This window comes from Bradyrhizobium sp., assembly GCF_028868675.1.
Taxonomy (GTDB): Bacteria; Pseudomonadota; Alphaproteobacteria; order Rhizobiales; family Xanthobacteraceae; genus Bradyrhizobium.
Genome location: NZ_JAGWUA010000232.1, coordinates 1 through 6,943 on the forward strand (window position 1 = coordinate 1; position 6,943 = coordinate 6,943).

General features: G+C 63.9%; 13 protein-coding genes and 1 pseudogene. 8 read left to right on the plus strand and 6 right to left on the minus strand.

The features are described from left to right. From KGM94_RS22055 to KGM94_RS22080, 6 genes are all read left to right on the plus strand, one after another. The coding region (locus KGM94_RS22055; protein ID WP_300264109.1) for a DUF488 family protein at positions 1-159 on the plus strand (159 nt) is incomplete at its 5' end. Between the two features lie 194 nt (positions 160-353). After that, complete coding sequence (locus KGM94_RS22060) at positions 354-1,136, plus strand: succinate dehydrogenase iron-sulfur subunit (RefSeq protein WP_300264111.1); 783 nt, start codon at positions 354-356, stop codon at positions 1,134-1,136. 21 nt (positions 1,137-1,157) lie between these two features. Next, positions 1,158-1,568: a succinate dehydrogenase, cytochrome b556 subunit gene (sdhC, locus tag KGM94_RS22065; RefSeq protein ID WP_300264087.1), complete on the plus strand. Its 411-nt coding sequence runs from the start codon at positions 1,158-1,160 to the stop codon at positions 1,566-1,568. After that, positions 1,565-1,951, plus strand: a complete 387-nt coding sequence (gene sdhD, locus KGM94_RS22070) for a succinate dehydrogenase, hydrophobic membrane anchor protein (protein ID WP_300264089.1) — start codon at positions 1,565-1,567, stop codon at positions 1,949-1,951. The genes sdhC and sdhD overlap by 4 nt, the downstream gene beginning before the upstream one ends. 99 nt (positions 1,952-2,050) lie before the next feature. Beyond that, positions 2,051-2,494 carry a CBS domain-containing protein gene (locus KGM94_RS22075; RefSeq protein WP_300264091.1) on the plus strand — a complete coding sequence of 148 codons (444 nt, stop codon included), beginning with the start codon at positions 2,051-2,053 and terminating at the stop codon, positions 2,492-2,494. Positions 2,495-2,564: 70 nt separating this feature from the next. Beyond that, on the plus strand, positions 2,565-2,912 hold the full coding sequence (locus KGM94_RS22080) for a carboxymuconolactone decarboxylase family protein (protein WP_300264093.1): 348 nt from the start codon (positions 2,565-2,567) through the stop codon (positions 2,910-2,912). A 163-nt stretch (positions 2,913-3,075) separates the two neighbouring features. On the opposite strand, the gene KGM94_RS22085 is transcribed toward KGM94_RS22080, so the two are convergent. From KGM94_RS22085 to fdxA, 6 genes and pseudogenes are all read right to left on the minus strand, one after another. After that, complete coding sequence (locus KGM94_RS22085) at positions 3,076-3,504, minus strand: Rrf2 family transcriptional regulator (protein WP_300264095.1); 429 nt, start codon at positions 3,502-3,504, stop codon at positions 3,076-3,078. Positions 3,505-3,598: 94 nt separating this feature from the next. After that, on the minus strand, positions 3,599-3,835 hold the full coding sequence (locus KGM94_RS22090) for a hypothetical protein (protein ID WP_300264097.1): 237 nt from the start codon (positions 3,833-3,835) through the stop codon (positions 3,599-3,601). After that, entirely contained in the window at positions 3,832-4,149 is a 318-nt protein-coding gene (locus KGM94_RS22095) for a metal-sulfur cluster assembly factor (protein WP_300264099.1), read from the minus strand. The genes KGM94_RS22090 and KGM94_RS22095 overlap by 4 nt, the downstream gene beginning before the upstream one ends. Then, complete coding sequence (locus KGM94_RS22100) at positions 4,146-4,667, minus strand: DUF2249 domain-containing protein (RefSeq protein ID WP_300264101.1); 522 nt, start codon at positions 4,665-4,667, stop codon at positions 4,146-4,148. Before KGM94_RS22100 ends, KGM94_RS22095 begins: the two co-directional genes overlap by 4 nt. A gap of 84 nt (positions 4,668-4,751) precedes the next feature. Continuing rightward, entirely contained in the window at positions 4,752-5,000 is a 249-nt protein-coding gene (locus KGM94_RS22105; protein WP_300264103.1) for a DUF2249 domain-containing protein, read from the minus strand. Between the two features lie 92 nt (positions 5,001-5,092). Then, positions 5,093-5,431 (minus strand): annotated as a pseudogene (gene fdxA, locus KGM94_RS22110) (ferredoxin FdxA); the annotation flags it as partial. 290 nt (positions 5,432-5,721) lie between these two features. Here fdxA and KGM94_RS22115 point away from each other — a divergent pair. After that, positions 5,722-6,249, plus strand: a complete 528-nt coding sequence (locus tag KGM94_RS22115; protein ID WP_300264105.1) for a DUF2478 domain-containing protein — start codon at positions 5,722-5,724, stop codon at positions 6,247-6,249. A gap of 107 nt (positions 6,250-6,356) precedes the next feature. Further along, on the plus strand, positions 6,357-6,943 hold a 587-nt coding region (locus KGM94_RS22120; RefSeq protein ID WP_300264107.1), incomplete at its 3' end, for an aminotransferase class I/II-fold pyridoxal phosphate-dependent enzyme.

A 6,943-nucleotide genomic window follows, 5' to 3' on the forward strand; every position in this document is an offset into this window, starting at 1 on the left:
CAGCGGCGCTATCGCTCGGAAATCCGGCGGCATCCCGCCGAGCTCGAGCGGTTGCGCGAGCTCGTGCAGCACGGACCGGTCACGCTCGTCTACGCCGCGCACGACGACGCGCACAACGACGCCGTCGTGCTCAGGGATGTGCTTCTCGACGGTGGCTGAATCGACATGCACGCCTGCCCGAGTCGACCATATTTTCGGCGCTTCTCGAGCGCGACATTCGGATTGCGCTCGACCGGGGGCGAGCCGGCCGGGACACCTTCATTTCCGGACGCTCGGCAGACAGGAGAAGGCGGGCAGTGATCATTCAACGTTCCGACGAGGTGCCCGACATCACGCTGCTGAAGCGCTTTCCGGTGCCCAGGAACTTCGGCGTATCCGCCGGATCGCGCATCGGAAAGGGACGAACGTGGCCGGCTCCAGGCGGGGCAGCCCGGATCAGGCGATTTGACGTCTATCGCTATGATCCGGACTCTGACGGCAATCCGCGTATCGATACCTTCCACGTCGATCTGGACGACTGCGGCCCCATGGTCCTCGACGCCCTCATCTGGATCAAGAACAGGATCGACCCGAGCCTCACCTTCCGCCGCTCGTGTCGAGAGGGTGTTTGTGGTTCTTGTGCGATGAACATAGACGGCACGAACTGGCTGGCCTGCACGAGGTTCATTTCCGACCTGGCCACGCCGGCGACGATCTATCCGCTGGCGAACATGAGCATCATCAAGGATCTGGTGGCCGATCTCACCCACCTGTTTGCGCAACACAGGCTCGTCGAGCCCTGGCTCCGCTCCAGGACATCCGCCCCGGAGCGGGAGCGGCTTCAATCGCCGGACGAACGACACCGGCTCGATGGTCTATACGAATGCATCATGTGCTTCTGTTGCACCTCGGGCTGCCCGAGTCACTGGTGGAACGGAGACCGTTTCCTGGGCCCCGCGGTTCTTCTCCAGGCCAACCGCTGGCTTACGGACAGCCGCGACGAGGCAACGGGCGAGCGGCTCGACGATCTCGAAGATCCATTCCGACTCTATCGGTGCCATACGATTCTCAACTGCACCAGGACCTGCCCAAAGGGATTGAACCCCGGAAAGGCGATCGCCGACATCAAGAAGATGCTGATCGAACGCCGGGGCTGACGACGGAGAGAGGATCGATCCATGCCGAGCACTCCAACGGATCGCCCAAGGCCGCTTTCGCCCAACATTCAAATCTACAGGCCCCAGCTCACTTCCGTTCTGTCGATCGCCAACAGAATGACCGGCGTGGCGCTGGCTGCTTATGCGGTCGCGCTGGTCGCCTGGCTGGTTTCGGCTGCGGCCGGACCAGCCGCTTATACGACGGTCCAGTCGCTCATCGGGTCGTGGCTCGGCCGGCTCCTGCTGTTGGGGTGCACATTCTGCTTCTTCCTGCACCTTTGCGGCGGTATCCGGCATCTCGCATGGGACGCGGGCTACGGCTTCAGTCTCCGCGCAATCTACGCTTCCGGATGGACGGCCGTGGCGATGAGCATGACGCTGACGGCGCTCACCTGGGTCGTCGGAATCGTGTTGGCAGGACATGGCCAATGACCAGGACGCAGATGCGTTCCGCACTCGGCAAGGCGGTTGGACTCGGCTCGGCTCGAGACGGGGTGGAAAATTGGTTGCTTGAACGTGTCTCGGCTGTTGCACTCATCCCGCTCACCCTGTGGTTTACGGTTTCGACCGTGATGCATGCAGGCGACGACTACGCTACGGTGATGGCCTGGCTCAGGAGGCCCGTCACGACGACGCTGATGGCGCTGCTTCTGATGGCGTTGTTCCATCATACCGCGCTCGGCCTCCAGGTCATCATCGAAGACTATGTCCACTCGCGGATGAAGGTTCTCTTGCTGGTCGGGATGCGCCTGGGCTGCCTTGCGATGGCGGTTACGGGGCTCGTGGCGACGCTGAAGATCGCATTTGGAGCCTGAGATGAGACGAATGGCGCATTTGCCGTCCGGCGGCGACCGGCTCTGCTCCGGGAACGCCGGTCAAAGACGCAAAATCCCTCATTGGAGCGTCGGCCGTCAATGATCGTCGAAGCAATCCTGCCGGCCGCGCGCCAGCGGCTCATCACCCTCGGCGACGAGGCTCCGCTCATCGACGCCGCAGGACTCCTGCGCGACCTCGAAGCAGACCTCGTGGTCGTGCGCGACTCCAGCGGAGCGTTGGCCGGAGTCATCACCAAGACGGACGTCGTTCGCCAGATCAGCCATTGCCAGGGAGCTTCCTGCATGGCGACGGCTTCGGCCGTCATGACCAGGCCGGTCGTCCATTGTCGCCCTGGCGACTTGTTGACCGACGTCTGGTCAGTGATGAAAGAGCGGCACCTGAAGAACATTCCGATCCTGGATATCAACTCTCATCCGATCGGAGTGCTCAACGCCCGGGATGCACTCGAGGCTCTCCTCGAGGAGCTGGAGTATGAGGAGATCCTGCTGCGGGAGTACGTGATGTGCGTCGGCTATCACTAACGGCGAGTGATCATGCCCCGGCCGCCATGGGTGACCGGCTCCGCTTTCGCCGAGAAGAGGGAGTCTCGAAATGACCGATACGCTGTACCCGCCGTCGTCGCGTGAACTGGCCGAGAAACGTCGAAGCCTGGCGCCGGAGACCGAGAAGGCGTTTCAGGCCTTCAGCCGTCAGGTGTTTGCCGACGGCGCGCTGCCGGCGAAGACCAAGCAGCTGATCGCCGTTGCGGTAGCCCATGTGACGCAGTGTCCCTACTGCATCAAGGGACACACCAAGGCCGCGCTCCGCCATGGGGCCACGCGCCAGGAACTGATGGAGGCGATCTGGGTGGCAGCCGAGATGCGGGCGGGCGGCGCCTATGCGCACAGTGCCCTCGCGTTGACGGCCATGGACGAAACGGAAAACCAGGCCAAGGGTTGAGGCCCGGCGCTCGCTTGAATGCCGCCGGTCCATCCCGCCGCCGCAGGCAACCTCAATGAGGTCGCGACGGCGGGACCATCCTGCGCGTCAGGCATCCTTTTCGGGACGACGGGAGAGTTCTCCGCGGCTGGATGGCGGTCGCAGCGACGCGGGCCGTCGCCGATCACGCCGCGGGCCGCACGCCGAAATCCCTGGGCCTGAGCATCAGGTCGGCCAGCGTGTACTTGTCGATCACCGCGTTGAACGCATCCAGCCCTTCATGCAGGATGCCGCTCAGCCGACAACTGCGCGTGATGATGCATTGGCTACCCGTGGCGAAGCACTCGACCAGCGCGAAGTCGGGCTCCGTCGCGCGGACCACGTCGCCCAGGCGGATTTTGCGCGGCGGCTTTGCCAACGTCAGCCCGCCCGAGCGCCCGCGTACGGCTTTCAGGAATCCAGCCCGGGTCAAGGCGTTCGTGATCTTCATCAGGTGGGCGCGCGAGATCCCGTAAACCCGGGAGACTTCTTCGATGGTAATCAGGCGATCTTCGTGAGCCGCGGCATACATCAGCAGCCTGAGCGCGTAATCAGTGAAATTCGTGAGTCGCATGGTGTTCCTGGATCGACGAACCGGCAGCGCGGAGGAGCGCTAAAGGTACACGCGCCCCTCATGTTTTGCAATTGCAGCGCTTCTCCGCGATCGATCACAGCTTGCGCACCAGACGGTGCAACAAGGCGTTGAAGCGCCGCTCGTCCTTTGGAGAGGTACGGCGAAGAATGACGCAGGCCTTTCCGGCGATGCGGCAGGCTCTGTCCACTTCGCCGGCGTCGGCCAGCTCTTGCAGGGCATCAAGCAACAGCAGGTTGAGCTGCTCCTGCAGCGAGATGAGCGGAGCGAGCGCGGAGTAGTCGAATCCGGTATCGACGGCCGCCTGCGTCACCGACCGACTCCCAGATAATTCCTCGCATCCGCGCTCATCATGTCCGGCGTCCAGGGGGGATCATAGGTGAGCTGGACATCGACCGCGTGGACCCCGGCGACGGACTGCGCCGCTTCGCCGGCACCGTCCCTGAGATAGCTGGTCGCCGGGCAACCCATCGTCGTCGTGGTCATCGAAATTCGGACGACATCCTCCTCCTCGACTGCGATATCGTAGACGAGGCCGATTTCCACGATATCGAGGCCGATTTCCGGATCGATCACCGTGCGAAGCGCGGTGCGCACGCGCTCGACCAGGTCGCTGTCGTCCGTCATTCGGCGGCCTCCCTCTCGAACGTCCGGCGTATCAGGAGCCTGTACGTCGTTCCGTCGGCCTCGAACCCGCCCGACCATGCGAGCCCTCGCTTGCCGAGCTCCGGCAACAGGAACACCGGCTCGCGGCACAGAAGGGCACACAACACCTCGCCCGGCCGCAATTCTTCGACCGCCGCAAGCGTGCGCACCATCGGCTCCGGCGGGTCGAGATCGCGGTTGTCGAGCTGACGCACGGGCTCCGGCCATGCTGTGGGGTCGGCAGGCATCGCTGGAGCAGCGGACGCAGCAGCTCTCGGCGTGAACAACACCTCCCAGTCGCCGCCGCCAATCCCCCGCGCGGCGTGATCGAATCCCTTCTTGCCGAGCACTCCGTAGAGCGGTACCGGCTCGAACGTTGCCAGCAGCCGAAGCGGCTGCCCGGAGTCCAAGTCATTGACCGCCTGCATGATGGCCGAGAAAGGCTCCCCGCCGGAGCGGAGAATCGGGCGTACGTCGAGTTCATAGGGTTCTGGCGTCATTCGTCGTTCCTCCAATGTGACTTTGCCTGGATACGGACGAGAGCGGAGCGATATCGTGCCTCGCTCCCGTGCTGCCGGTGCCGTTCAGGCCGCCGCGGCGGATTTTCCGATCTCCACGCGCCAGACGGCGGGACCGCTCTCGACGTAGGTCCAGGAGAACTGCTTGGGATATTCGGCTTCCAGCTGGTAGTAGAGCGGCTTCGGGTCGTGATCGTTCACGAGAATGAACGAGCGGCCGACCGTGAGTTCGTTGACGAGCTGGAAGATCTTCTGGTGGCGCTGGGCCGGCGGAAGCTGACGTACGTCGACGACCGATGCGTTGGCGCTGGACATTGCTAGACTTCTCCTTTGACCGCTCGAGGGTTTGATCGATCACCGCCGGCGATCTCGGGGGTGGATCGAAGGTCTGTCGGCTCGCCCGAGGCTTCCGCGCCATCCGGTTTCGGACTGAAATGCTCGGAAAACTTGCCGGGGACGCCGTTCCAGGCGTCGGCGTCGGGCGGCGGCGTGCCCTTGGCGACGATGTTCGGCCAGAGCCCCGCGTACTTGCGGTTGAGGCCGAGCCAGTGCGAGTCGGACGGAATGTCGCTGTCCGGGAGGATCGCCTCCGCCGGGCATTCCGGCACGCAGACGCCGCAATCGATGCATTCGTCGGGGTGAATGACGAGCATGTTCTCGCCGACATAGAAGCAATCGACGGGGCAGACCTCGACGCAATCCATGTACTTGCACTTGATGCAGTTGTCGGTGACGACGTGGGTCATCATCCAGCCTTTCGCCACATTCGCGTGGCTTCGCCAGACCATAAGATATACTCTTACTATATCTTAAAACACCCGCGGCGATGAAAAGCAATATGAATAATATATCTTTCTCCGGCGCGATCTTCGCCGGTCGCGAGAACTTCCGGTTCGCAAACGACCGATAATGAATCGAAGGGGCCGCCACGGACTGCCGAGTCCGCCCGACCTATTGCGAAGGTCCGCTCCAGGCGCGATATGAGTATGACCCGCGGGGCCAAAGCGCTCCCCCTCATGGATGGAATGAGCCGAACATGTCCGACGCTCGACGCAACCTCGCTGCCCTCGTCTACGATGAACATCAGGACCCCGATGCGCTTCTGCTCGATTTCGCCCGGGACTTGAGTGCACGCGGTCTTCGCGCCGTCGGAATGGTGCAGACCGGCCAATGCGCCGATTCGAGCCTCTCGGCCGTATTGCTGCACAACCATGAAAAGCTGTTGCTGGCGCAAGACTTCGACCCCGCCGCGACCGGCTGCCGCCTGGACCGCGACCGGCTGCAGGCCGCGGCCGCGAGGGTATCGGATGCGCTTGCAGCCGGCGCCGACCTCCTGATCGTCAACCGCTTTGGCAAGCGGGAACGCGAAGGCGGTGGCCTCGTGTCCGTCATCGAGCGCGCGGTGAAAGCCGGAATCCCCGTCGTCATTGCGGTTTCGAGCGAACGCGTCACCGACTGGGTCGAATTCGCCGGCGCCGCAGGTGCGAGACTCGCTTGCGAGCGGCCGCCATTGGAGGCCTGGTGGCGCACCGTCACGCCGCGAACCGCTCGACCAGGGAACTGACGATCCGGCCCACGCCCCAAAATGTCCAGTCGGCGTCGGTGATCCCTATCCTCGCATGCCAGCCTGCGTTAGTGAGAGCCCAGCGAGGCTTTCCGGAGGACATCAACGTGGGCGAGACGAAGAGGGATCCGCGCACCATCGCGGCGTCGAACGGCGTCGCATCGGACCGGCCGTTCAGGGCCGTTGTGCCGCCGCTCTATCTGACGAGCACCTTCGGCTTCGAGGGATTCGAGCGGAACCTCGGCCACGAATACACGCGGACCTCGAATCCGACCCGCGACCTGTTGGCCGAGACGCTCGCCAAGCTCGAAGGTGGCGCCGGCGCGGTGGTGACGTCCTCCGGGATGGCGGCGGTCGATCTCGTACTGTCGACGCTGCGGCCCCACGATCTCGTGGTTGCGCCGCACGATTGCTATGGAGGCACCTACCGCCTGCTGGCTGCGCGGCGCGATCGCCAGCAGTTCGACGTCGCATTCGTCGATCAAGGCGACGAAGCGGCGACGGGTGCTGCGCTGCGCCGGAAACCGAAGCTCGTGCTGGTGGAGACGCCGAGCAATCCGCTGATGCGGGTCGTCGATATCCGTGCGATCGCCGAACGCGCCAGGGAGACGGGCGCCAGGCTCGCGGTCGACAACACCTTCCTCTCACCCGCCCTGCAGCAACCCATCGCGCTTGGCGCGGATTTCGTCATCCA

Bases quoted from the DNA above. Each gene is read 5' to 3' on its own strand.
- sdhC (WP_300264087.1), top strand. From the start codon at position 1,158: ATGCCGAGCACTCCAACGGATCGCCCAAGGCCGCTTTCGCCCAACATT.
- sdhD (WP_300264089.1), top strand. From the start codon at position 1,565: ATGACCAGGACGCAGATGCGTTCCGCACTCGGCAAGGCGGTTGGACTC.
- KGM94_RS22075 (WP_300264091.1), top strand. From the start codon at position 2,051: ATGATCGTCGAAGCAATCCTGCCGGCCGCGCGCCAGCGGCTCATCACC.
- KGM94_RS22080 (WP_300264093.1), top strand. From the start codon at position 2,565: ATGACCGATACGCTGTACCCGCCGTCGTCGCGTGAACTGGCCGAGAAA.
- KGM94_RS22085 (WP_300264095.1), bottom strand. From the start codon at position 3,504: ATGCGACTCACGAATTTCACTGATTACGCGCTCAGGCTGCTGATGTAT.
- KGM94_RS22095 (WP_300264099.1), bottom strand. From the start codon at position 4,149: ATGACGGACGACAGCGACCTGGTCGAGCGCGTGCGCACCGCGCTTCGC.
- KGM94_RS22100 (WP_300264101.1), bottom strand. From the start codon at position 4,667: ATGACGCCAGAACCCTATGAACTCGACGTACGCCCGATTCTCCGCTCC.
- KGM94_RS22105 (WP_300264103.1), bottom strand. From the start codon at position 5,000: ATGTCCAGCGCCAACGCATCGGTCGTCGACGTACGTCAGCTTCCGCCG.
- KGM94_RS22115 (WP_300264105.1), top strand. From the start codon at position 5,722: ATGTCCGACGCTCGACGCAACCTCGCTGCCCTCGTCTACGATGAACAT.